Below are 22,649 nucleotides of genomic sequence, written 5' to 3'. Positions count from 1 at the left end.
ACCTACTTACAGACAGCGCCGGGACCTACTTACAGATGGCGCCGGGACCTACTTGGAGAGGTCCTTCGGCAGCGGCGTCGCCGCCGCCGACTGCGGCGAGGTCGTGCTGGCGAAGACCGAGGGGGCCGCCATGCCCGCCGTCGGGTCGGCCGCCGCCTCCTCGGCCGGGGCCGGGAGCCCGCCCACGATCCGGATGCCGGCCTCGTCCAGACCCCGCTTGATCCGCCAGCGCAGCTCGCGCTCCACGCCGAGGGCCTTGCCCGGCATCGTCTTCGCCGAGACCCGGACCGTCATCGAGTCGAGCAGCACCTCGTTCAGGCCGAGCACCTCCACCGGGCCCCACAGGCGCTCGTTCCACGGCTCCTCCTTCGCCATGGCCTCGGCCGCCTCGGTGATCACCGACCGCACCCGGTCCAGGTCCTCCGTCGGCCGGACCGTCACGTCCACGGCCGCCGTCGCCCAGCCCTGGCTGAGGTTCCCTATCCGCTTGATCTCGCCGTTGCGCACGTACCAGATCTCGCCGTCCACCCCGCGCAGCTTGGTCACCCGCAGGCCCACCTCGACGACCTCGCCGGAGGCCACGCCCGCGTCGATCGAGTCGCCGACGCCGTACTGGTCCTCCAGGATCATGAAGACGCCGGACAGGAAGTCGGTCACCAGGTTCCGGGCGCCGAAACCGATCGCCACACCGGCCACACCGGCCGACGCGAGCAGCGGCGCCAGGTCGATCTTGAAGGCGCCGAGGATCATCAGCCCGGCCGTGCCCAGGATCAGGAAGGACGCCACAGAGCGCAGCACCGAGCCGATCGCCTCCGAGCGCTGCCGCCGCCGCTCGGTGTTGACGAGGAGACCGCCCAGGGCCGTCCCCTCCACCGCCTGCGCCGAACGGTTCATCCGCTCGATCAGCTTCGTCAGGGCCCGGCGGACGGCCATCCGCAGGAGCAGCGCGACGACCAGGATGAGGAGGATGCGCAGACCGGTGTTCAGCCAGGTGGACCAGTTCTCCTCCACCCAGGTGGCGGCGTTCGTGGCCCGCTCCGCGGCCTCGTCCAGGGTCACCGGCATGGGTTCGGGTTCGGTGGCAGCCGCCAGGGCGGACCAGGACACGGGACAACCTCCAGGCATCGCGTACGCAGGCCATCCACAGTAACGGGGCGCCAGGTGTGGTCCCGTTGTCCCGTTCGGGGGAGAGACGGACCTCACCAGGGGAGGGAGAGGGGAGACCGGTGCGGCCGGTGTGGTCGAGAACACTCCGGGCCCGTCACCCCGATTCCGATACGTGGTGGCGCTCCGACCAGGCATGAGGAGAGACTGAGAGCAGTTCGTCCCGGCGCGAGCCACGCGCCGCCGGCGTCATAGGAGGCATCCGTGCCGCATGTCCTGGTCCTCAACGCGTCGTACGAGCCGCTCGGCGTCGTACCGCTCCGCCGCGCACTCGTCCTCGTCCTGGAGAACAAGGCCCTCTGCCTCGAGGAGTCCGGCGCCTTCCTGCACAGCGAGACCCAAGTCGTCCCCGCGCCCAGCGTGGTGCGGCTGAAGCGCTTCGTGCGGGTCCCCTACCGGGGGCCCGTTCCCTTGACCCGCCGGGCCCTCTTCGCCCGCGACGGCGGGCGCTGCGCGTACTGCGGGGGCGTCGCGACCAGCGTCGACCACGTCGTCCCGCGCAGCCGCGGGGGCACGCACGCCTGGGAGAACGTGGTGGCGGCCTGCCGCCGCTGCAACCACGTCAAGGCCGACCGGCACCTGCGCGAGCTCGGCTGGCGGCTGCGCCACCAACCGGCCCCGCCGACCGGCCTGGCCTGGCGGATCATCGGAACCGGCCACCGGGACCCCCGTTGGCTGCCGTACTTGCAGCCGTACGGCGCCGAGGACGTGATGGCCCGGATCGACTCCGTCGCCGAGACCCCCGTGGGGGCGCTCACGACGGGTTGAGCCGGGCCTTTCGCGTACGCGGAGGCCTTCGGTACGACCCGGGCACGACCTGCGGCACGGCCTGCGGACGGAGCGGCGCACCCCTAGGGGGCGGGCCGCTCCTCCGGCACGCCCGGGGGCGCGGTCTCGGGGGCTTCGGGGACCTCCGGAGCCGTCGCGGGCTTTTCGGGAGCCTTCGGCTTCTCCGGAGCCCGGGGCGCCACCGCATACGTCTCCACCGACCAGAGCGAGTAGCCGAAGCGGGTCGCCCGCTTCTCGCCCTGCACCCGCAGGAAGCGCGTGTCCGCCGCGTCCATCCGGACCGACTCCCGGCCGCCCCTGCCCTCCGCGACCGTCGCCGCCGTGCGCCACACCCGGCCGTCGGCCGAGACCTGGACGCGGTAGCGGGAGGCGTACGCGTCCTGCCAGTGCAGCACCACCTGCCCTATCCGGGCCGGCGCGGGCAGCTCCAGCTGCCACCAGGCGCCGTCCTCCGCCGGGGAGGACCAGCGGGTGGCCGGATCGCCGTCCGCCGCCGAGGAGGCCGGGAAGTCGGGGGTCTCGTCGCCCGACGAGGAGGCCGTCGCCGTACGGGCCAGGTCGGGGCCCGCCGTACGGGGGAAGGCCCGGACCGTCAGGACCCGCTCCTCGCCCGCGAAGGACACCGGCACCCGGTACGCGCCGGCCGGCACGTCCGCCGCCACCGACACCTCCAGGGGGACGCGCGTCCGGGCGCCGCGCTCCACCGAGGCCTGTCCCGGCAGCCGGACCGCGATCCCCTTCGGGGCCCTCGCCGTCAGCGGCCCGCGCACCTCGCCCGCCCGGCGGCCCGTCAGCTCCACGTCCACCCGCTGCGCCGGGCCGCCGATCTCCGCGTCCGTCTCCGCGCGGGAGAGGGCGACGCCGGCGCGCGGCCCGTCCGCGAACCACGGCACCAGGGACCGCACCCCGGGCGCCGGCGTCCCTTCGCTCCAGGCGACCCGCAGCGCCTCGGCCCGCAGCCCCTTCAGATCGGTCTGCGTCCACCCCGACGGCGACAGCGGGCCCAGCGTCCGCCAGCCCTCGCCGGGGACGTACGCCTCCACGCGCGCGTCCGTGCCCGCGCGGCCGCCCTCCGGGCCCGGCTCGGCGAGCACCGTCAGGGTCTCCACGGGCCGCGCCCGGTCGAGCCGCACGGTGTACGAGCCGGTGGCCCGCTCGACCGGTGCCGCCGGGGCCCGGTCGGTCCCGGTCCAGGCCGCCGCCTCCGCCACCGCGCGCGTGAGGAACGGGTCGAGGACCCCCGCGCCGACCGTCACCCGGCCGGTGCCCAGGGCCTTCCGCAGCCCTTCGAGCTCCCCCTGCGCCCGCCAGGCCGCCGCGCCGTCGCCGCGCCCCTGGGCGAGCAGCATGTCGACCGCCCGCTCGCCCGCCAGGCCGTACCGGGAGAGCCGCTCCAGCCACGGCCCCGTCTCGTTCGCGTCGTCGAGGGCGCCGCCCGCGGTGGCCGTCAGCCGCTCGGGGGCCTGCCGCATCACGGTGAACGCGTCCCGCAGCTCGCGCGCCGTCCGCTCCCGCGCGCCCTTGTCCGGGGCCGTGCGCGCCGCCCAGAAGGCGGCCAGGAGCGGCTTCAGGTAGGCCGATTCGCTCCCCGGGGCGAGGATCGAGGAGGCGCCGTTCCCGGCGAGCGCCCGCAGCGCCTCGCGGGCGGCCGGGTCCGGGCCCGCGAGGTCGTCGACGGCGGCCCGCCAGGACTCCCCGGGCCGGTAGCCCTTCGGGTTCCAGGCGTAGTCGGCGGTGGTGAACAGCGGGACGCGGGAGGCCGCCGCCTGCTCCATGGCGTGGGCGAGGAAGGCGGCGGAACCGGCGGCCACGGCCGGCTCCCGGCCCGTCGCGGGGCCGAGGAACAGCCGGTCCTGCGCGTAGTCGTTGACCGGGTAGTTGTCCATGGTGACCAGCGGGTGGCGCAGCGCCGCGCGGGCGCCCGCCAGTTCGCCGCCGGTGATCGTGCGCGGCACGACGCCGACGCCGGTCCACGCCACCCGCACGTCCGCGTCGAGCGCCTCGGCGAACTTCGCCCGGTACGCGGTCGATCCGTCCTGGTAGTACTCCGTCGGCATCACCGTCAGCGGCTCGCCGCCCGGGTGCCGCTCGGCCAGGTGCCGGGCGACCGTGTTCGCCACGCGCGCGTGGGCGGCGGCCGCCGCCTCGGGACCGCGCCCGAAGGCGTCGGCGTCCCGGGAGCAGTGCCACTCGTCGTACGAGGCGTCCTGGAACTGGAGCTGGAAGAAGCGCACCCCGAGCGCCCACATGTCGTCGAGCTTCCGGGTCAGCGCCGCCACGTCGGCGGACGAGGCCAGGCACATGGACTGGGCGGGGGACACGGCCCAGCCGAGCGTCACGTGGCGGGCGCGGGCCCGCTCGGCGAGCGCGCGGAACTCCGCCCGCTGCGCGGCCGGGTAGGGCTCCCGCCACTGGAGTTGGCGGTACGGGTCGTCCCCGGGCGCGTACAGATAGCGGTTCTGCTTGGTCCGGGCGAGGAAGTCGAGCTGGGCGAGCCGCTGTTCCGGGGTCCACGGGCGCCCGTAGAAGCCCTCGGTGATGCCGCGCTCGGCGGTGCCGGGCCAGTCGCGGACGACGACCCCGGGCACCTCCCGGCCGGATCCCAGGAGCTGACGCAGCGTCTGCACGGCGTGGAACAGGCCGTCCTCGCCGACCCCGTCCAGGACGACGGTCTCCCGTCCCCCGAACCGGCCCGTGGCGAGCCGGTAGCCGCCGCGCGGCAGGTCGAGGCGCTCGGGCACGCCCAGGGCGGCCAGCGCCTCCCCGGCGCCCTCCCCGGCGGGTCCGGCGGCCCGGACCACCGGGCCCCGGCCGGGCAGCCCGGTGTGCACGGTCCGCACCCCGGCCGCCCGCAGCAGCTCGCGCAGGGCGTCCAGGGCGTACGGATCGGCGTCGGCGTCCGCGAGCAGCGTCACCTCGTCCCCGAGCCGTACGGAGGGCCCGGCGGCCGCCAGGGACTGCGGCCGGGGCCAGACGGCGGGCACGCGCGCGGAGGCCGGGGCCGCGGGGGCCCGGGTGGCCGTCGGATCCGCAGGGGCCGCCGGATCCGCAGGGGTCGCGGGAGGTGCCGGAGTGGCAGGGGACGCGGGCGCCTTCGGAAGCGCCTGTGCCGTGCCCGGAGCGGCCCCGCCGAGGAGGCCGCCGATGACCGCGGCGGCGACGGCCGTCGCGGTGCGCTTCCTGCGCCCGAGGTGCACGGGGGTCTCCCTTCGGCGGGGCCGGCCGCTCCGCCGGTTGGTCACGAGTCGGTCACGAGCCCACCACCCGTCGCACGCAAGTGTCAATGCACATGGCCGATGTGTCGGCTTTGCCCGGCGGGCCGACGGCGAGGTGACGCCACTTCGTCACGTCCCGCCGGTAAAACGAGGTGCGGTGGGTAGGCCTCTGTAGTTGTCCAGGTCCCACCTGTCGAGACGAACCGGGAGACCCCCGTGACCACGACCGCCCGCCACGGACGGATACGGATTCCGCAGCAGTCGGCACCCGCCGGCGAACCGCTCACCGGCGAACCGCTCACCAGCGAACCGCCCCTGCCCGACGCGTCCCCCCTCACCAGCGAGCCCCCGCTGACCGCGGAGGCCCATCTGACCAGCGAACCCACCGCCCCCGTCCACGCGGGCGGCCCGGAGTCCCCCGGAGTGTGAAGTGACCCTGGCCCGTCTCGCCGCCCGTCACGGCGTCGCCACCGTCCACAGTCCCGCCGACGGCGCCGACGTGCCCGTGCCGGAGGCCACCGTGGTGGCCGTCCTCGCCGCCCTGGGCGTGGACGCGTCCACGCCGGAGGCGGTCGCGGCCGCCCTCGCGGCGGCGGAACGTGCCGACCGGGAGCGCCTGTTGCCCCCGACCCTGGTCCACTGGCGGACCGGGGACGGGGGTGAGGGACCCGGCACCGGCCCGCGCGAGCGGACGGACCCGGCCGGCGAACCCCCGCTCCGCCCCCCGGCCCACCTCCCGCCCGGCACCCGCCTCCAGGTCACCACCGAGGACGGCGCCGTCGTCCTCGGCGACGACTGGTCGGGACTGCCCCTCGGCGTCCACACGGTCGAGGCCGAGGCCCCCGACGGGCGCGCGGCCACCGGCACCCTGATCGTGAGCCCCGCGCGCGTGCCCGGGCCGGAGCGGCGCGCGTACGGCCTCCTCGTCCAGCTCTACTCGCTGCTCTCCACCCGCTCCTGGGGCATGGGCGACCTCGGCGACCTGCGCGAGCTGGTCACCTGGGCGGGCCGCCGGCACGGCGCCGGGTTCGTCCAGGTCAACCCGCTCCACGCGGGCGTGCCCGGCGCGCCCGCCGATCCCTCCCCGTACCGCCCGTCCTCGCGCCGCTTCCCCGACCCCGTCCACCTGCGGATCGAGGAGATCCCCGAGTACGCCCTGATCGGCCCCGAGCGCCGCGAGGAGCTGGACCGGATCCTCGCGGACGCCGCCGAGCTGCGCGAACGGGTCCTCGGCAAGGGCGCCCTGATCGACCGGGACGCGGTCTGGGAGGTCAAGCGCCGGGCCCTGGAGCTGCTCCTCACGAGCGTGGAGCCCGGCCCCGGGAGGCGCGCCGATTTCCACGACTTCCTGGCCGGGCGGGGCCGCGCCCTGGAGGACCACGCCACCTACCAGGCCCTCGCCGAGCGGCACGGCCCCCACTGGCGCGCCTGGCCCGACGCGCTGCGCACCCCGCGCGCGGCGGAGGCGGCCGTGCGCGCCGATCCCGCCCTGGCCGCCCGGGTCGACTTCCACTGCCGGCTCGCCTGGCTGACGGACCGGCAGCTGGCCGACGCCGCCGGGGCCGCCCGCGAGGCCGGGATGGAGATCGGGATCGTCCACGACCTGGCGGTCGGCGTCCACCCGGAGGGCTCGGACGCCTGGGCCGGCCAGGAGGCCTTCGCCGCCGGGATGTCGGTCGGCGCCCCGCCCGACGCCTTCAACTCCCGGGGCCAGGACTGGGGCCTGCCGCCCTGGCGGCCCGACGCCCTCGCCGCCGCGGGCTACGCCCCGTACCGGGGGCTCCTGCGCGAACTCCTGCGGCACGCGGGCGCGCTGCGCATCGACCACGTGATGGGCCTCTTCCGGCTCTGGTGGGTGCCGGAGGGCCGCGAGCCCACCGAGGGCACGTACGTCCGCTACGACGCCGACGCGATGCTCGCCGTCCTGGTCCTGGAGGCGCACCGCGCCGGGGCCCTGGTCATCGGCGAGGACCTCGGCACGGTCGAGCCGGGCGTACGGGAGGAGCTGGCCCGGCGCGGGGTCTTCGGGACCTCCGTGCTCTGGTTCGAGCGGGACTGGGCGGGCACCGGCCGTCCGCTGCCCCCGGAGGAGTGGCGCGCGGAGTGCGTGGCCACCGCCACCACCCACGACCTGCCCTCCACCGCCGCCCGGCTCTCCGGCGACCACGTCGTGCTGCGGCACCGGCTCGGGCTGCTCCCCGGCGACCTGGAGCGCGAGCGGGTGGCGGACCGGGCCGAGACCGCCGAGTGGCGCGGCCTGTTCGAGCGGCTCGGGCTGCTCCCGGAGGGGCCGGGGGAGGAGGCCGAGATCCGGGCCGTCCACCGGTACCTGCTCGCCACCCCGGCCCGGATGGTCGGGGTGTGGCTGCCGGACGCCGTGGGGGACCGCAGACCGCAGAACCTGCCGGGCACCTGGGACGAGTACCCCAACTGGCGGCTGCCGGTCGCGGGCCCCGACGGGCAGCCGCTCACCCTGGAGGCGCTGGCCGCCTCGCCCCGGGCGCACGCCCTCCTGAGCGAGCTGCACGCCCGTACGGCACCCCCGGGCGCGCGGCGCGTTTAGGCGTTCGCTACGTTTGCACCGTGGACAAGAAGAACGCCCTGCGCGCCGGCGCCGTCGCGGCCGGTACGACGCTGATGATGCTGCTCATGTCGTCCCCCGCGCTCGCGCTCACCCGCGACGACGGTGACGACCCGGCCCCCAAGCTGGAGGTCGTCGAGACCCTCGGCCTGTTCGTGGCCGCCCCGCTGGTGCTGTTCCTGGTCATCGCCGGCCTGGTGATGGTGCTGGACAAGTCCAAGAAGGCGTAACTCCGGGGAGGGGCGGCTCCGAGAGGGCGCGCCCCCTTCCTCCGGCTCCGTCGAAGGCGCCGCACGGTACCGACGTACCGTGCGGCGCCTTCGCGCGCCCGCGCGCCTCCGTCTCCGCTTCCGGCTCCGCCCGCGTCAGGCCGTGGCCGCGAGCAGCTTGCGCAGCAGTCCGGCCAGCTGTTCCGTCTCCTCCGCGTCGAGCGCCGACTCCAGGGCCGCCCGCTGCTCCGCGAGGCCGTCGGCGACGGCCAGGTCCACCAGCTCCCGGCCGCGCTCGCTGAGGGTGACCCGCAGCCCCCTCCGGTCGTTCGGGTCGGGGCTGCGACCGAGCAGTCCGGCCTTCTCCAGCCGGTCGAGGCGGCCCGTCATGCCCCCCGTGGTGATCATCAGGGTGGCGGACAGCTCGCGCGGCGAGAGCGTGTACGGCTCCCCGGACCTGCGCAGGGTCGCGAGCACGTCGAACTCCCCGAGCGCCAGGCCGTAGGGCGAGTACGCCGTGTCCACCCGGCCGCGCATGGCGTTCGCCAGCCGGTAGATCCGGCCGAAGACGGCCATCGGCACCGTGTCCAGGTCGGGCCGGACGACCGCCCACTGGTCGGTGATGGCGTCGACGGCGTCGTGGGCGGGGCCCGGGCCGGGGGTCTTCGTGTCCATGGGTTCCAGTCTCCCCTTCCGTACGACTCGACGGCAAGAAAGCCGCTTGCGTCTAAGTAGCTTAGTGCTAAGTTAATCAGCGCCAAGCGAACCCGGGGTCTCCGCGCCCCGCGCACCGGCACTCGCCTCCAGGGGGAACCCGCATGTCCCACCCGACCGCCATGTCCCACCCGACCGCCACGTCCCGCAGGGCCGCCTTCGTCGCGCTGACCGCCCTCGCCCCGATCTCCTGGGGCTCCACCTACTACGTCACCACCGAGTTCCTGCCGCCCGACCGGCCCCTCTTCACCGGCCTGATGCGCGCCCTGCCCGCCGGACTCCTGCTCCTGGCGCTCACCCGCACGCTCCCGAAGGGCGCCTGGTGGGGGAAGGCCGCCGTCCTCGGTGCCCTCAACATCGGCGCCTTCTTCCCGCTGCTCTTCCTCGCCGCCTACCGGCTCCCCGGCGGGGTCGCCGCCGTCGTCGGCTCCGTCGGCCCGCTCTTCGTCGTCGGCCTCGCCGCCCTCCTCCTGGGCGACCGGCCCACCGTCCGGGCTCTGGTCACCGCCGTCGCCGCCGCCTTCGGCGTCAGCCTCGTGGTCCTCCAGGCCGGGGCCGCGCTCGACCTCGTCGGCGTGGTCGCCGGACTGCTCTCCGCCCTCTCCATGTCGGCGGGCGTCGTCCTCACCAAGCGCTGGGGCCGCCCCGAGGGCGTCGGCGCCCTCGCCGCCACCGGCTGGCAGCTCACCGCGGGCGGCCTGGTCATCCTGCCGATCGCCCTCCTGGTCGAGGGCGCCCCACCGGCCCTGACCGGCACGAACCTGGCCGGCTACGCCTACCTGGCCTTCGGCAACACCGCGATCTCGTACGTCCTCTGGTTCCGCGGCATCGAGCGGCTGAGCGCCTCCTCGGTCACCCTCCTCGGCCCCCTCTCGCCGGTCACCGCCGCGATCATCGGCTGGGCGGCCCTCGGCCAGGCGCTCGGCCCGGTCCAGCTCCTCGGCATGGCGATCGCCCTCGGCGCCACCCTGGCGGGCCAGCTGAACCCCCGTAGGCCCGGGGCCCCGACCGAAACCTTCCGTACGGACGAACGGAAAGACCGGGAGGCTTCGGCCGAACCGGAGGCCTCCGAAGCCCCCCGATAGGTTGCGCCCATGACCGAGTGGGACATCAAGAAGCTCCGGATCCTCCGCACCCTCCGCGACCGCGGCACCGTCACCGCGACCGCGGAGGCCCTGCTCATGACCCCCTCGGCCGTCTCGCAGCAGCTCACCAACCTCTCCAGGCAGCTCGGCGTCCGGCTCCTGGAGGCCCAGGGCCGCCGGGTCCGCCTCACCGACGCCGCCCACCTGGTCCTGCGGCACGCGGAGGCCGTCTTCGCCCAGCTGGAGCGCGCCGACGCCGAACTCGACGGCTACCTCCGGGGCGAGGCCGGACAGGTCCGGCTGGCCGCCTTCTCCACCTCCGTGCCCGCGCTCGTCGTCCCCGCCGTGCGCCGCCTGCGCACCGCGCACCCCCGGCTCGACGTCCGCGTCCGGGAGGCCGAGGCGGCGGAGGCGTACGAACTGCTCGCGGCCGGCGAGGTCGACCTCGCCCTCTCGCTCGCCGCCCACGCGCCCTCCGCCCGCGACCCCAAGTTCAGCCGGGTGCCGCTGCTCGCCGACCCGCTCGACGTGGCCCTGCCCGCCGGGCACCCGCTCGCCGGCGCGCCCGGCCTGCGGCTCGCCGACCTCGCCGCCGAACCCTGGATCTACGGCGGCTCCGGCCCCTGGTCCGAGATCACCACCGCCGCCTGCGAGGCCGCCGGCTTCGTGCCCGAGCAGGCCCACAGCGCCTCGGGCTGGACCGCGATCCTCGCCATGGTCGAGGCCGGGATGGGGATCGCGCTCGTGCCCCGCATGGCCTCCGCCGAACGCCGGGGCGGCACCGGGGTCGTCATGCGCGTCCTCTCCGCCGACCAGCCGCGCCGCCACGTCGTCGCGGCGGTGCGCGGCGGGGCGGAGGAGGGCCCGGCGGTCGCCCGGGTCCTGGCCGCGCTCCGGCAGGCCGCCACCGGACGGGAAACCGTTCAGCAGAGCTGAAAGGAACCGTCGAAAACATTCGATGGACCTGGAAGGGGCGGACGCGGGAAGGTCGGTCCATGAGCAGCTTCGACGAGAACCAGGACCCGCACGCCAACGACGCCGCCCCCTACTCCGGCGGAGACCCCTACGCCGACTACCGCACCGGGGACTTCCCCTTCACCGAGCTGGTCGACCTCGCCGACCGCCGCCTCGGCGCCGGGGTCGTCGCCGCCAACGACGAGTTCTTCGCCGAGCGGGAGAACCTCCTCGTCCGCGAGCGCGCCGTCTTCGACCCCGAGCGCTTCGGCCACAAGGGAAAGGTCATGGACGGCTGGGAGACCCGCCGCCGCCGGGGCGCCGACGCCGAGAACGTCTTCCCCGCCCCCGAGGACCACGACTGGGCGATCGTCCGCCTCGGCGCCCCCGGCGTCGTCCGGGGGATCGTCGTCGACACCGCCCACTTCCGGGGCAACTACCCGCAGAAGGTGTCGGTCCAGGCCACCGCCGTCGAGGGCACCCCGAGCCCGGCCGAACTCCTCGACGCCAAGTGGGAGGAGCTCGTCCCACCCACCCCCGTCCGGGGCCACGCCGCCAACGGCTTCGCGATCGACGCCGAGCGCCGCTTCACCCACGTCCGCCTCTGCCAGCACCCCGACGGCGGCGTCGCCCGGCTCCGCGTCCACGGCGAGGTCGTGCCCGACCCCGAGTGGCTGGAGCTCCTCGGCACCCTCGACCTGGTCTCCGTACTGAACGGCGGCACGTACGAGGACGCCTCCGATCGGTTCTACTCCTCGCCCACCCAGATCATCCTGCCCGGCACCTCCCGCAAGATGGACGACGGCTGGGAGAACCGCCGCCGCCGCGTCCGCGACACCCACGACTGGGTCCGCTTCCGGCTCGCCGCCCAGGGCGCCGTCCGCGCCGTCGAGATCGACACCGCCTACCTCAAGGGCAACTCGGCGGGCTGGATCGCCCTCCAGGGCCGCAACGGCGAGAGCGGCGAGTGGTTCGAGATCATCCCCCGGACCCGGCTCCAGCCCGACACCCTCCACCGCTTCAAGCTGCCCGCCCGGGCCGTCGTCACCCATGTGCGCCTGGACGCCTTCCCGGACGGCGGCGTCGCCCGGATGCGGCTCCACGGCACGCTCACGGAGCAGGGCGCGGCCGACCTGCGCGCCCGGTACGCGGCCCTCGGCGGCTGACGCTCCGGCAGGGCACGGAGAAGGGGCGCCCCACAGGGGAGGGCGCCCCTTCTCACGTACCGCCTACCGGTGGTCTCAGACCGCCGCCGCCGCGTCCGCCGCCTGTGCCTTCAGGGCGCGCTCGACGCCCGCGCGGCACTCCGTCACCAGACGCCGCAGCGCCGGAGCCGGCCGGTGCTCCTCCAGCCACGCGTCCGTCGCGTCCAGGGTCTCCTGCGAGACCTGGAGCGTCGGGTAGAGGCCGACCACGATCTGCTGGATCATCTCGTGGCTGCGGGTCTCCGAGACGCCCTTGATCGCCGCGAAGTACTTCGCCGTGTACGGGGCGAGCAGCTCGCGCTGGTCGGACCGGACGAAACCGCCGATGACGGCCTCCTGCACGGCGTTCGCCAGCTTGTCGTCCTCGACGACCGACGCCCAGGCCTCGGCCTTGGCCTCCTCCGTCGGACGGGCCGCCCGCGCGGTCGCCGCGTGCCGCTCGCCCGCCGCCGTGCGGTCGCGCTCCAGCTCGGCGGCGATCTCCGCCTCGTCGTAGTCCCCGGTCGCCGCGAGCCGCTGCACGAACGCCCAGCGCAGCTCGGTGTCCACCGCCAGGCCCTCGATCGTCTCGCGCCCCTCCAGGAGGGCCGCGAGCAGGTCGAGCTGCTGCGGGGTGCGGGCGGTCGCCGCGAAGGCGCGCGCCCACGCCAGCTGGTGGTCGCTCGCCGGCTCGGCCGCGCGCAGGTGCGCGAGCGTCGCCTCGGTCCAGCGGGAGAGCCCGGCCTCGCGCCACTCCGGCGCCGCGTACAGGTCGAGGGCCGCCTTGACCTGGCCCTGGAGCGACTGCACCACGCCGATGTCGGACTCCTTGGCGATGCCGGACAGCACCAGCTCCAGGTAGTCGCGGGTGGCCAGCTCGCCGTCGCGGGTCATGTCCCAGGCCGAGGCCCAGCACAGCGCGCGCGGCAGCGACTCGGCGAAGTCGCCCAGGTGCTCGGTGACGTTGGCCAGGGACACGTCGTCGAGCCGGACCTTGGCGTACGACAGGTCGTCGTCGTTCAGGAGGACGACCGCCGGGCGGCCCTTGCCGACGAGCTGCGGCACCTCGGTCCGTCCGGCCGCCGCGATGTCCAGCTCCAGGCGGTCGGTGCGGACCAGACGGCCGGTCTCGTCCAGCTCGTAGAAGCCGATCGCGATCCGGTGCGGCCGCAGGACGGCCTCGCCCTTGGCGCCGGCGGGCAGCGCCGGGGCCTCCTGGAGCACGGCGAAGGAGGTGATGACGCCGTCGGCGTCGGTCTCGATCTCCGGGCGCAGGACGTTGATGCCGGCCGTCTCCAGCCACGCCTTCGACCAGGACGTCAGGTCGCGTCCCGAGGTCTTCTCCAGGGCGCCGAGCAGGTCCGACAGGCGCGTGTTGCCGAAGGCGTGCGCCCTGAAGTACGCCTGCACGCCCTTGAAGAACTCGTCCTGGCCGACATAGGCGACGAGCTGCTTGAGGACCGAGGCGCCCTTGGCGTACGTGATGCCGTCGAAGTTGACGAGCACGTCCTCCAGGTCGTTGATCTCGGCCATGATCGGGTGCGTGGAGGGCAGCTGGTCCTGGCGGTAGGCCCAGGTCTTCTCCGCGTTGGCGAAGGTGGTCCAGGCGTTCGGCCAGCGGGTGCCGGGCACGGCGGCCTGGCAGGCGACCGAGGTGTAGGTGGCGAACGACTCGTTCAGCCACAGGTCGTTCCACCACTCCATGGTCACGAGGTCGCCGAACCACATGTGGGCGAGCTCGTGCAGGATGGTCTCGGCCCGCCGCTCGTACGCCGCGTCCGTCACCTTCGAGCGGAAGACGTACTGGTCGCGGATGGTGACCGCGCCCGCGTTCTCCATCGCGCCCGCGTTGAACTCCGGCACGAACAGCTGGTCGTACTTGGCGAACGGGTAGTCGTACGCGAACTTCTCCTGGAACCAGTCGAAGCCCTGGCGCGTGACGTCGAAGATGTGCTCCGCGTCCAGGAACTCGGCCAGCGACGGACGGCAGTAGATGCCGAGCGGGACGGTCTGCCCGTCCTTCTCGTACGTCGAGTGCACCGAGTGGTACGGGCCGACGATCAGGGCCGTGATGTACGTGGAGATGCGGGGCGTGGGCTCGAAGACCCACACGTCGTTCTCGGGCTCCGGCGTCGGGGAGTTCGAGATGACCTTCCAGCCGGCCGGGGCCTTCACCGTGAACTGGAAGGTCGCCTTGAGGTCGGGCTGCTCGAAGGAGGCGAACACGCGCCGCGCGTCCGGCACCTCGAACTGGGTGTAGAGGTAGGCCTGGTCGTCGACCGGGTCGACGAAGCGGTGCAGGCCCTCACCGGTGTTGGTGTACGCGCAGTCGGCGACGACCTTGAGCTCGTTGCGGCCCTCCCGCAGGTGGGGCAGGGCGATCCGCGAGTCGCGGAAGACGGCGGCCACGTCCAGGGCGTGCCCGTTCAGGACGGCCTCGTGGACGGCGGGGGCGACGAGGTCGATGAAGCTCTCGGCGCCGGCCTCGGCGGAATCGAAGCGGACGGTGGTGACGGACCGGTAGGTGCCGCCCTCCTGCGCGCCGGAGAGGTCGAGTTCGACCTCGTACGCGTCCACGGTCAGCAGCGCCGCCCGCTGCCGAGCCTCTTCACGGGTCAGGTTCGTGCCAGGCACCCGGTCAACTCCTCTGTTTCATGACGATGGGGCCCATCCTTCCACGCGTCGGCTCAGCGACGCACGGCACATTTCCACGGCCCGTCGCCGCTGATCCGCAGCAGTCCGGGACCCGCCACGGGGGCGCTCACCCGGACCTCGCCGATCTCGCTGACCAGCCGGGTCCGCTCCTCGTCGTCGTGCAGCGGGTCCTCCGGCGGGGCGTGCCGGTGCACGGCGAAGTGGCCCTCCCCGTGGTGCAGGAAGTCGAGGACCCCGGGCGGCCCGTCGTAGACCACGAGGTCGTGCGCGAGGCCCTCGACGTGGCTGTCGAAGCGGCGCGCGTGGGAGAGCGGGAGGACCCGCAGCGTCCAGGGGGCGTCGGCGTCCACCCGCAGGGTCAGCGGGCGGGAGCGCGGGACCAGGGCGACGGTCCGGGCCCGGACGTCGTCCTCGTACGCCATGAGCAGGAAGTCCTCGGCCCGCCCGTAGGCGTCGCAGGACTCCACGGTGGTGAGGAGCGAGTGGTACGACTCCACCTCCAGGAGCACCCAGCCGCCCCCCGGCAGGCGCGGATCGCAGTGCACGGTCTCCTTGCCGCGCCCCTGGTACACGGCGGGCGGGAAGTCCACGCCGCGGGGGAGGGGAGCGGGGGCCGCCGGGACCGGGGCCGGAGGCTCGTACACCGGGGCCGCGTACACCGGAGGCGCGTACACCGGGACCGGGGCCGGAGGCACGTACCCCGGTCCCGGGATCGGCGGGGGCGGGGGCTCGACCACGATGCCGAAGTCCGTCGCGAGCCCGGCGAGCCCGGAGCCGTACCCCCGGACGGCCGTACGGAAGCGCCAGCCGCCGCCCCACCGGTGGAACTCGCCGAAGACGAAGGCGGTCTCCGTCGTCGCGTCCCCGATCACCCGGTACGCGACGGGCGTCCCCGCCGCGTCCGTGACCCGCACGTCGAGGCCGGGCACCCGCCCGAAGGCGCCCCCGTCGGCGGAGGCGGCGACCACGATCCGCCCGACGTCCGGCTCCACGCGCGCGAGGTCCAGCCACAGCCAGTCCGCGGCCGGGCCGCCGGGCGCGCCGGGGGCCGACCGACCCAGGTGCCGCACGGCCCCCGAGGGGTGCTCGGCGTGGTTGTAGAAGACCAGGTCGGCGTCGCCCCGCACCCGCCCCCCGGCGTCCAGGAGCAGCGCCGACACGTCCGCGTCGGGCACCCCGTGCCCGGTCAGCCAGCCGACCGCCACGTGGAGCGCCTGCGCGGGGACCGGGACGCCGTCCCCCTCGGGTATCCGGTTCATGGGGGCACTCTGGCACGGCCGGACGCGCCGGAGGGGCGGCTCCCCGCAACGGGAAGCCGCCCCTCCGCTCGTACGCGTCCCGCGGGGGTCCGTCAGCCCCGGAGCTCGGCCGCGACCAGCTCCGCGATCTGCACGGCGTTCAGCGCCGCGCCCTTGCGCAGGTTGTCGTTGGAGACGAAGAGCGCGAGGCCGTTGTCGACGGTCTCGTCCACGCGGATGCGGCCGACGTACGAGGCGTCCTTGCCGGCGGCCTGGAGGGGGGTCGGGATCTCGGACAGCTCGACGCCCTCGGCGCCCTTGAGCAGCTCGTAGGCGCGCTCGACGCCGATCGGGCGCTCGAAGCGGGCGTTGACCTGGAGGGAGTGGCCGGAGAAGACCGGGACGCGCACACAGGTGCCGGAGACCTTGAGCTCCGGGATCTCCAGGATCTTGCGGGACTCGTTGCGGAGCTTCTGCTCCTCGTCGGTCTCGAAGGAGCCGTCGTCGACGATCGAACCGGCCAGCGGCAGCACGTTGAAGGCGATCGGGCGCTTGTAGACGCCGGGCTCGGGGAACTCGACGGCCCCGCCGTCGTGGGCGAGCGCGGCGGCGCCCTCGGCGACGGCCTTGACCTGCCCGTCCAGCTCGGCGACACCGGCCACGCCCGAGCCGGAGACGGCCTGGTAGGTGGTGGCGACGAGGGCGACCAGACCGGCCTCCTCGTGGAGCGGCTTGAGGACCGGCATCGCGGCCATCGTGGTGCAGTTCGGGTTGGCGATGATCCCCTTGGGGCGGTCCTTGACCGCGTGCGGGTTCACCTCGGAGACCACGAGGGGGACCTCGGGGTCGCGGCGCCAGGCGGAGGAGTTGTCGATCACGACGGCGCCCTGGGAGGCGACCTTCTCGGCGAGGGCCTTGGAGGTGGCGCCACCGGCGGAGAAGAGCACGATGTCCAGGCCGGTGTAGTCGGCGGTGGAGGCGTCCTCGACCGTGATGCCGTCCACGACGGTCCCGGCGGAACGGGCGGAGGCGAAGAGCCGCAGCTCGTCGAGCGGGAACGCGCGCTCGGTCAGGATGCTGCGCATGACTGTGCCGACCTGACCGGTGGCTCCGACGATTCCGACCTTCACGGGGACTCCTCCGTACGTATGGGCAGGGTGCTGCCCCTCCATGATGCGGGCGACCACGGCCGCCTTGTCCAATCCATTGTCCAAGGGCCGGGACGGGAACGGGGGAGGGGCGGGCGCCGGAACCGGCGCCCGCCCCTCCCCGTCACACGGTGTTACGGGGTGACCGCGCCGATCAGGACGCTGCCGGTGCCCGCGACGGTGCCGCGGGCGTTGACCAGCTGGACCTCGCCGAAGAACTGGCGTCCCTCGGGGGCGGCGCCGGCGACCAGGACCTCGGCCGTCACCGTGGCGGACCCGCCGTTGGGCAGGGCGGCCGGCTTCGAGCCGTCGATCTTCACGGTGCCGAGCGCGGACGAGTAGTACACGTCCTTGTAGTCGTACGTGGTGCCGCCCGCGGCCTGGACCGAGTAACCGTCGATCACGACGGTGTACGTGCCCGCGGCCGGCTTCACCAGGGAGACGGCCTCCTCCGAGTCGCCGTCGGCGGCCTGCGCGACCTGCTTGCCGTTGAGGGACACGGTCAGGTCGAGGTCGGCGGCCCGGTCGGAGGTGTTGCCGATCGCGATGTCGAGCCGCTCGACGCCCTCGCCGATGGTGACGGTCCGGGTGTGCTTCTGCTTGTGCAGGATGGTCGGCGTCTCGGACTTCTGGGAGCCGAGGGAGCCGCCCTTGAGGGTGCCCTCGATGCCCGCGAAGCGGTTGGTGACCTTCCACTGGACGGGGGCCGGGGTGCCGACCTTCGCCTCGGGGACGGTCTGCACGGCCGGGTCGAAGTCGACGCCGAGGGCCGAGACGGCCAGGGTGTACGGGTTGTCCAGGTCCGGCGACGTGCGGCGGGCCTCGACCTCGACCTCCCAGACGCCCGGCGTCGGGTTCGCGTACGAACGCAGGTCGGGGCGGCAGGTGTTGGCCGGGTTGTAGTGCGGGTAGCAGCCCGTGGTCGCGGTCGGGTCGACCGGGACGCCGACCGGGTGGATCGCGATGAACCGGGTCTGGCTCTTCGCCTTCAGACCGGACAGCGCGATCTCCAGCGTCTTGGCGCCCTGGGGCACGGTGACGAAGTAGGACGTGGTGCTGTTGCGCTGCACGGAGCCCCGGGCGGTGTGCGTGTAACCCGGGGCGACCAGGTCGTGCGCGACGACCGAGGTGGCGAGGATCTGCTTGTCGACGCCCTCGGTGCGCTCGTCGTCGGCCTCCAGGATGACGCTGTGCACGCCGGCGGTGGACGCCTTGGCCTGGAGCTTCACCGTGACCGGCTTGTTCAGCGGCAGGTAGATCCGGTCGTCACCGACGATGCGGAAGGTGCCGTCGTTGTACTTGAGGTCCAGGTCGTGCCGGACCGGGCGGTCCGGGCCGCTGGTGCGGGTGAGGGTGACGTCGTAGATCCGCTTCTGGCCGACCTTGAGGTCGCCCTCGCGGTCGTAGACGCCGGTGCCCGCGCGCGGGGCCGGGAAGATCAGGGTGTCGACCGGGGCCTGCACCGTGTAGTCGTGCGCCGTGGCGCCGTCCTTGATGGACTCCCAGGCCTCTTCGATGTCGATGCGGCCGGCGCCCTGCTCGTGCGCGGCGACCCCGGGGATCCGCTGCGCGGTGGAGGTCAGCGCGGTGCGCAGGGTGAGCGGGGAGAGCGCGATGCCCTTCTGCTTGGCGGCCGAGAGCAGCAGCGCGCTCGCGCCCGCCGCCTGCGGCGAGGACATCGAGGTGCCGTTGAGCATCCCGTAGCCGGCGGGCAGCGCGTAGCCCGACTCGGCGAGGCCGGCGCCCGGCAGCCAGGTCGGGATGGTGTTCACGGCCGAGCCGGGGGCGGTGATCGTCGGGGTGAAGCCGCCGTCCTCGCGCGGGCCGCGCGAGGAGAAGGGGAACATGGCGTACTTCTTGGTGACGGCCGAGCCGTAGTTGGCGGCCCAGGTGTCCTTGGAGACGGCCGCGCCGACCGAGAGGACCTTGTCGGCCAGGCCGGGGTCGCCGATCGTGTTGATGCCGGGGCCCGAGTTGCCGGCCGAGATGACCAGCTGCACGCCGTACTGGTCGATCAGGCGGGTGTAGAGGCGGGCGCGGACGTTGTCGCCGTCGTTCTGCTGCGGCAGGCCGCCGATCGACATGTTGACGATGTCGACGCCGCGGTTGACGACGAGGTCCGTCATGCCCTCGGTGAGGGCGGTGTTGGTGCAGCCGCCGGTCCAGGTGCACGCGCGCGAGGAGACGATCTTCGCGCCGGGCGCCGCGCCGTTCATCCTGCCGCCGAAGAGCCCGTGGGCGGCGGTGATGCCGGCGACGTGGGTGCCGTGCGAGGACTCGACGAGGCCGACGTTGACGAAGTCGAGCTTCTTGCCGACCCAGGTGCCGCCGGCCGGGTCCATCGGGACGTCCTTGCGGATCTCCACGACGAACGGGGTCTTCTCGACGACCTCGGTGGCCGGGTCGTCGGTGCCGAAGTACCCGATCTGGAACCCGTCCTTGTACGGCTTCATCGGCGCGTTGTCCGTGAAGTCGTTGTTCTGGTCGGTGTCCACGCGGACGGTCCCGGCGACCGGGTCGTACAGCAGGCCGAAGACGTCGGTGGTGTCGCCGTCCCGGTTGATGTCGCCGGCCGGGTCGCCGCCGGCGGTGATCGACTCGGTGAAGCGGCTGAACCGGTACGAGCCCTCCGGGGCCTTCCAGCTCTGCGTGGCGGCGCTGAAGACGGGGCCGGAAACCGCGGTGATCTGCGGCTGCCAGGTGGCGTCGCCCTCGGTCAGCGGGTCCGTGGCGGTGACCCAGTCGACGATCTTGCGCTCGCCGGTGGTGGTCTTCTGCAGGGCCGGGTGGCCGAGGTCGACGCCGGAGTCCAGGACGCCGATGGTCACGCCGCGGCCGTCGGCCTTGGGGTGGCTCTCGACGAAGTCGACCGCGCCCGTCTCGTGGGAGGGGTTGTACGGGTTCCTCGCCGGGGTCTTCTTGCCGGGCGCCGGGTACGTCTTCTTGACGGTGGTGCCCTCGACGGGGCCCGCCTCCGGACGCGGGTCGTCCAGCGGGATCTCCGCCTGGAGGTCGACGGCCTGGACCGAGGAGAGCGCGGTGGCGGCCCGGATGGCGGCCTCGGCCTTGGCGGTCGGCAGGGTGGCGCGGACGTAGCCGAGCGCGTCCTGCCGCTTGCCGACCGAGGCGCCGGCGACGGCGTCCAGCTGGGCGGCGACCTGCTCGGTGGCGCCGGGGGCGGTGGCGACGAGGACGGTGACGTTCTTCTCGCCGGTCGCCTGGGCCTCGGTGAGGCGCTGGGCGTCGACGGAGCCGAGCTTGTCCGCGGAGTCGGAGGCCTTGACCGGGGGAGTGGTCCCGGGGTCGGCGGAGGCGAACGCGGGCACGGTGCCGGTCGCGACGAGCGCGGCGACGAGACCGGTGGCGGCCGCGAGGCGGGCCGCCCGTCTCCGTCCGGGCGCCGAGGGCCGGGCTATGGAGCCCGGGGTCTGGGGGGTGGCCAATGTAGATCCCTGTCTGTGAAGGAGAGGGTCCGGATATCGGTTCCGGATGACCGCTCAGCCTTTCGCAAATGACAGGGTTTTGGGGAGAGTTGACGGGGAGGAGGTGTGCTTCGTGGCATGAACCCGCCAGTGCGCCCGATGCGCCACGGGGGGTGAAACGGTCCCAACCGGGGTGTTACGCCTCCTTGGCGCGGGCGTGGTGCCGGGAGGCCTTGGCCCGGTTGCCGCAGACCGCCATCGAGCACCAGCGGCGGGTGCCGTTCCGCGAGGTGTCGAAGAAGTGCAGGATGCACGCCTCGTGGGCGCAGGCCCGGATCCGGTCGGGCGCGGTGCGCAGCAGGTCGAGGTGGGCGCGGGCGGCGGTCCAGCCCGGCCCCCACGCCGGGTCCGCGAACTCGGCCTCCTCGCCGGGGCCTTCGGCGGTGAGCGTGGCCCGGATGCGGCCGTGGCCGAGGACGGCGTCGACGCGGGCGGTGGCGTCGGGGTCGCCGGGCCGGTCGACGAGCGCGGCGAGCGCGTCCCGGGCGGCGAGGGTGCGGTGCAGGGTGGCGGCGTCGGCGGCGAACCGCCCCTCCAGGTCGTTGGCGGTGAGCCAGACGGCGAGCCCCTCGACATCGGTGAGCAGGTCCCGGCGCGCGCCCTCCTCGACCCAGCGGGTGTTGAGCAGGTCGAGGGAGAGGGGCTCGCCGGTGAGCGGCCGGGGGTCGATGGCGGTCATGGGCGGGCGTCCTCCTCGGTGAACTAACCCTTCAAGCGTACGTGAGCGGTTGACGCTCGCTTCGGCTAACCCTTAAAGTCGCATTAGAGGGTTAGCCCGTCCGGGGCGGCCCGCTCGGGAGGGAACCGTCATGTCCACGATCGGCACGCTCACCACCCACCACGTCGGCCTCAACGTCACGGACCTGGAGCGCTCGCTCGCCTTCTACGCCGACGTCCTCGGCTTCGAGGTCCTCGGAAGGGGCGCGGAGGGGGAGAGCGGCTACGCCTTCCTCGGCCGGGACGGCCGCCTGGCGATCGCCCTCTGGCAGCAGGCCGAGGGCGCCTACGACCCCGGCCGCCCCGGCCTCCACCACCTCGCCTTCGAGGCCGAGTCCCTCGACCACGTCCGCGCCGCCGAGGCCGCGCTCACCGCGCGCGGCACCACCTTCGCGTACGAGGGCGTCGTCGCCCACCGCGAGGGCGCGGCCTCCGGCGGCATCTTCTTCCATGACCCCGACGGCACCCGCCTGGAGATCTCGGTCCCGCGAGGCGCCGAAACCGCCCCGGCCCCCTCGGCCACCGCTCCCACCTGCGGCTTCTTCTAGAGACCGCCCGGACGACCCCCGGAGGAACCCCATGGGTGCCTACCACCCCGGATCGCTCGCCGTGCAGGACCGCGTCGGCGTCCGCGACCTGGCCGCGCACGTGGGCCGCTCCATCGGCACCGGCATCCGCCCGGTCGCCGCCGCCTTCCTGGAGGCCCGACCGATGCTGGTGATCGGCGCGGCGGACGCGGACGGACGCATCTGGGCGAGCCTGCTCACCGGCGCGCCCGGCTTCGTCCGCGCCACCGGCCCGGCCACCGTCTCCGTCGCCGGCGGCGTCCCCGCCCGCGACCCGCTCGCCGGGGCGATCACCCCGGCCGGCACCCCCGTCGGCACCCTCGCCCTCGACCCCGGCACCCGCCGCCGTATGCGCCTCAACGGCACCGCCCGCCCCAGCCGCCGAGGCTTCACCGTCGAGGCGGAACGCGTCTTCTCCAACTGCCCCAAGTACCTCCAGAGGAGAGAGCGGTACGACTCCGAGCCCGCGGGCCCCGGAACCGGCACCCCGCATCACGGCGAGGCGCTCACCCCCGCCCAGGCGGCCCGCGTCCGTGCGGCGGACACCTTCTTCGTGGCCACCGCCGCCCCCGACGGCGTCGACGCGAGCCACCGGGGCGGCAACCCCGGCTTCGTCCGGGTCGACGGACCCCGGGAGCTGAGCTGGCGGGACTACCCGGGCAACGCGATGTTCCTGACCCTGGGCAACCTGGAGGCGGACGGCCGCGCGGGCCTGCTCTTCCCGGACTGGGAGACCGGCACGACCCTCCAGCTCACCGGCCGGGCACGCACCGAGTACGGCCCGGAGGACCGGGTGGTCCGCTTCCGCGCCGACCGGGTGGTGGAGACCTCCGGCGCCAGCCCCCTGCGCTGGTCGCCCCCGGAGTACTCCCCGGCCAACCCGCCCACCCCCTGACGCCGGGGCCCGCGCGAACGGCCCACCGGGCCCGGCACCGCCCCGCCGATCCG

The 22,649-nt window shown here is 74.4% G+C and carries 17 protein-coding genes; 9 read left to right on the top strand and 8 right to left on the bottom strand.

What is annotated here, in order from left to right; all coding sequences use genetic code 11:
• Positions 1-48: 48 nt before the first annotated feature.
• Positions 49-1,065, bottom strand: coding sequence for a mechanosensitive ion channel family protein (locus tag ACIQD7_RS15390; protein WP_121831310.1), 1,017 nt, complete (start codon positions 1,063-1,065; stop codon positions 49-51).
• A gap of 303 nt (positions 1,066-1,368) precedes the next feature.
• Here ACIQD7_RS15390 and ACIQD7_RS15385 point away from each other — a divergent pair, with 303 nt between their 5' ends.
• The gene (locus tag ACIQD7_RS15385; RefSeq protein ID WP_121831293.1) at positions 1,369-1,932 is read left to right on the top strand and encodes an HNH endonuclease; all 564 of its coding nucleotides are present in this window, start codon (positions 1,369-1,371) and stop codon (positions 1,930-1,932) included.
• 83 nt (positions 1,933-2,015) lie between these two features.
• Here ACIQD7_RS15385 and ACIQD7_RS15380 read toward each other — a convergent pair whose 3' ends face one another.
• Positions 2,016-5,150 carry a beta-N-acetylglucosaminidase domain-containing protein gene (locus ACIQD7_RS15380; RefSeq protein WP_402441958.1) on the bottom strand — a complete coding sequence of 1,045 codons (3,135 nt, stop codon included), beginning with the start codon at positions 5,148-5,150 and terminating at the stop codon, positions 2,016-2,018.
• A 234-nt stretch (positions 5,151-5,384) separates the two neighbouring features.
• Between ACIQD7_RS15380 and ACIQD7_RS15375 the strand changes: the two genes are divergently transcribed.
• From ACIQD7_RS15375 to ACIQD7_RS15365, 3 genes are read left to right on the top strand one after another with little or no spacing between them, the layout of a single operon-like run.
• Positions 5,385-5,597 (top strand): hypothetical protein, encoded by a 213-nt coding sequence (locus ACIQD7_RS15375; protein ID WP_161373700.1) that lies wholly within the window; start codon positions 5,385-5,387, stop codon positions 5,595-5,597.
• A 1-nt stretch (position 5,598) separates the two neighbouring features.
• Positions 5,599-7,731, top strand: a complete 2,133-nt coding sequence (gene malQ / locus ACIQD7_RS15370) for a 4-alpha-glucanotransferase (RefSeq protein WP_121831296.1) — start codon at positions 5,599-5,601, stop codon at positions 7,729-7,731.
• A gap of 20 nt (positions 7,732-7,751) precedes the next feature.
• Positions 7,752-7,979 (top strand): hypothetical protein, encoded by a 228-nt coding sequence (locus ACIQD7_RS15365; protein ID WP_121831297.1) that lies wholly within the window; start codon positions 7,752-7,754, stop codon positions 7,977-7,979.
• A 135-nt stretch (positions 7,980-8,114) separates the two neighbouring features.
• Here ACIQD7_RS15365 and ACIQD7_RS15360 read toward each other — a convergent pair whose 3' ends face one another.
• On the bottom strand, positions 8,115-8,633 hold the full coding sequence (locus ACIQD7_RS15360) for a MarR family winged helix-turn-helix transcriptional regulator (RefSeq protein WP_121831298.1): 519 nt from the start codon (positions 8,631-8,633) through the stop codon (positions 8,115-8,117).
• Positions 8,634-8,776: 143 nt separating this feature from the next.
• Here ACIQD7_RS15360 and ACIQD7_RS15355 point away from each other — a divergent pair, with 143 nt between their 5' ends.
• From ACIQD7_RS15355 to alc, 3 genes are read left to right on the top strand one after another with little or no spacing between them, the layout of a single operon-like run.
• A complete protein-coding gene (locus ACIQD7_RS15355) occupies positions 8,777-9,757 on the top strand; it encodes an EamA family transporter (protein ID WP_402441955.1) in 981 nt (326 codons plus the stop codon).
• Positions 9,758-9,766: 9 nt separating this feature from the next.
• Positions 9,767-10,693: a LysR family transcriptional regulator gene (locus ACIQD7_RS15350; RefSeq protein WP_390755466.1), complete on the top strand. Its 927-nt coding sequence runs from the start codon at positions 9,767-9,769 to the stop codon at positions 10,691-10,693.
• A gap of 59 nt (positions 10,694-10,752) precedes the next feature.
• Positions 10,753-11,877 (top strand): allantoicase, encoded by a 1,125-nt coding sequence (gene alc / locus ACIQD7_RS15345; RefSeq protein WP_402441953.1) that lies wholly within the window; start codon positions 10,753-10,755, stop codon positions 11,875-11,877.
• A gap of 75 nt (positions 11,878-11,952) precedes the next feature.
• Here alc and pepN read toward each other — a convergent pair whose 3' ends face one another.
• From pepN to ACIQD7_RS15320, 5 genes are all read right to left on the bottom strand, one after another.
• Entirely contained in the window at positions 11,953-14,529 is a 2,577-nt protein-coding gene (gene pepN / locus ACIQD7_RS15340; RefSeq protein WP_402441951.1) for an aminopeptidase N, read from the bottom strand.
• A 53-nt stretch (positions 14,530-14,582) separates the two neighbouring features.
• Positions 14,583-15,809: a TerD family protein gene (locus tag ACIQD7_RS15335; protein ID WP_402441949.1), complete on the bottom strand. Its 1,227-nt coding sequence runs from the start codon at positions 15,807-15,809 to the stop codon at positions 14,583-14,585.
• Positions 15,810-15,901: 92 nt separating this feature from the next.
• Positions 15,902-16,918, bottom strand: coding sequence for an aspartate-semialdehyde dehydrogenase (locus tag ACIQD7_RS15330; protein ID WP_402441948.1), 1,017 nt, complete (start codon positions 16,916-16,918; stop codon positions 15,902-15,904).
• Positions 16,919-17,070: 152 nt separating this feature from the next.
• Positions 17,071-20,379 carry a S8 family serine peptidase gene (locus tag ACIQD7_RS15325; RefSeq protein ID WP_402441946.1) on the bottom strand — a complete coding sequence of 1,103 codons (3,309 nt, stop codon included), beginning with the start codon at positions 20,377-20,379 and terminating at the stop codon, positions 17,071-17,073.
• 175 nt (positions 20,380-20,554) lie between these two features.
• Positions 20,555-21,097 (bottom strand): CGNR zinc finger domain-containing protein, encoded by a 543-nt coding sequence (locus tag ACIQD7_RS15320; RefSeq protein ID WP_402441944.1) that lies wholly within the window; start codon positions 21,095-21,097, stop codon positions 20,555-20,557.
• Between the two features lie 130 nt (positions 21,098-21,227).
• Here ACIQD7_RS15320 and ACIQD7_RS15315 point away from each other — a divergent pair, with 130 nt between their 5' ends.
• Both ACIQD7_RS15315 and ACIQD7_RS15310 read left to right on the top strand, forming a co-directional pair.
• Positions 21,228-21,683: a VOC family protein gene (locus tag ACIQD7_RS15315; protein ID WP_402441942.1), complete on the top strand. Its 456-nt coding sequence runs from the start codon at positions 21,228-21,230 to the stop codon at positions 21,681-21,683.
• Positions 21,684-21,714: 31 nt separating this feature from the next.
• The gene (locus tag ACIQD7_RS15310) at positions 21,715-22,596 is read left to right on the top strand and encodes a pyridoxamine 5'-phosphate oxidase family protein (RefSeq protein ID WP_402441941.1); all 882 of its coding nucleotides are present in this window, start codon (positions 21,715-21,717) and stop codon (positions 22,594-22,596) included.
• Positions 22,597-22,649 lie beyond the last annotated feature (53 nt).

Origin of the sequence: Streptomyces sp. NPDC093071, from assembly GCF_044754545.1 — a bacterium.
Lineage (GTDB): Bacteria > Actinomycetota > Actinomycetes > Streptomycetales > Streptomycetaceae > Streptomyces.
Note: the sequence above shows the minus strand (reverse complement) of the source record. Positions and strands in the feature narration are given on the sequence as shown.

What these genes read in the sequence shown, in the direction of transcription:
- ACIQD7_RS15390 (WP_121831310.1), bottom strand. Translation starts at nt 1,065, where the DNA reads ATGCCGGTGACCCTGGACGAGGCCGCGGAGCGGGCCACGAACGCCGCC.
- ACIQD7_RS15360 (WP_121831298.1), bottom strand. Translation starts at nt 8,633, where the DNA reads ATGGACACGAAGACCCCCGGCCCGGGCCCCGCCCACGACGCCGTCGAC.
- ACIQD7_RS15355 (WP_402441955.1), top strand. Translation starts at nt 8,777, where the DNA reads ATGTCCCACCCGACCGCCATGTCCCACCCGACCGCCACGTCCCGCAGG.
- ACIQD7_RS15350 (WP_390755466.1), top strand. Translation starts at nt 9,767, where the DNA reads ATGACCGAGTGGGACATCAAGAAGCTCCGGATCCTCCGCACCCTCCGC.
- alc (WP_402441953.1), top strand. Translation starts at nt 10,753, where the DNA reads ATGAGCAGCTTCGACGAGAACCAGGACCCGCACGCCAACGACGCCGCC.
- ACIQD7_RS15335 (WP_402441949.1), bottom strand. Translation starts at nt 15,809, where the DNA reads ATGAACCGGATACCCGAGGGGGACGGCGTCCCGGTCCCCGCGCAGGCG.
- ACIQD7_RS15320 (WP_402441944.1), bottom strand. Translation starts at nt 21,097, where the DNA reads ATGACCGCCATCGACCCCCGGCCGCTCACCGGCGAGCCCCTCTCCCTC.
- ACIQD7_RS15315 (WP_402441942.1), top strand. Translation starts at nt 21,228, where the DNA reads ATGTCCACGATCGGCACGCTCACCACCCACCACGTCGGCCTCAACGTC.
- ACIQD7_RS15310 (WP_402441941.1), top strand. Translation starts at nt 21,715, where the DNA reads ATGGGTGCCTACCACCCCGGATCGCTCGCCGTGCAGGACCGCGTCGGC.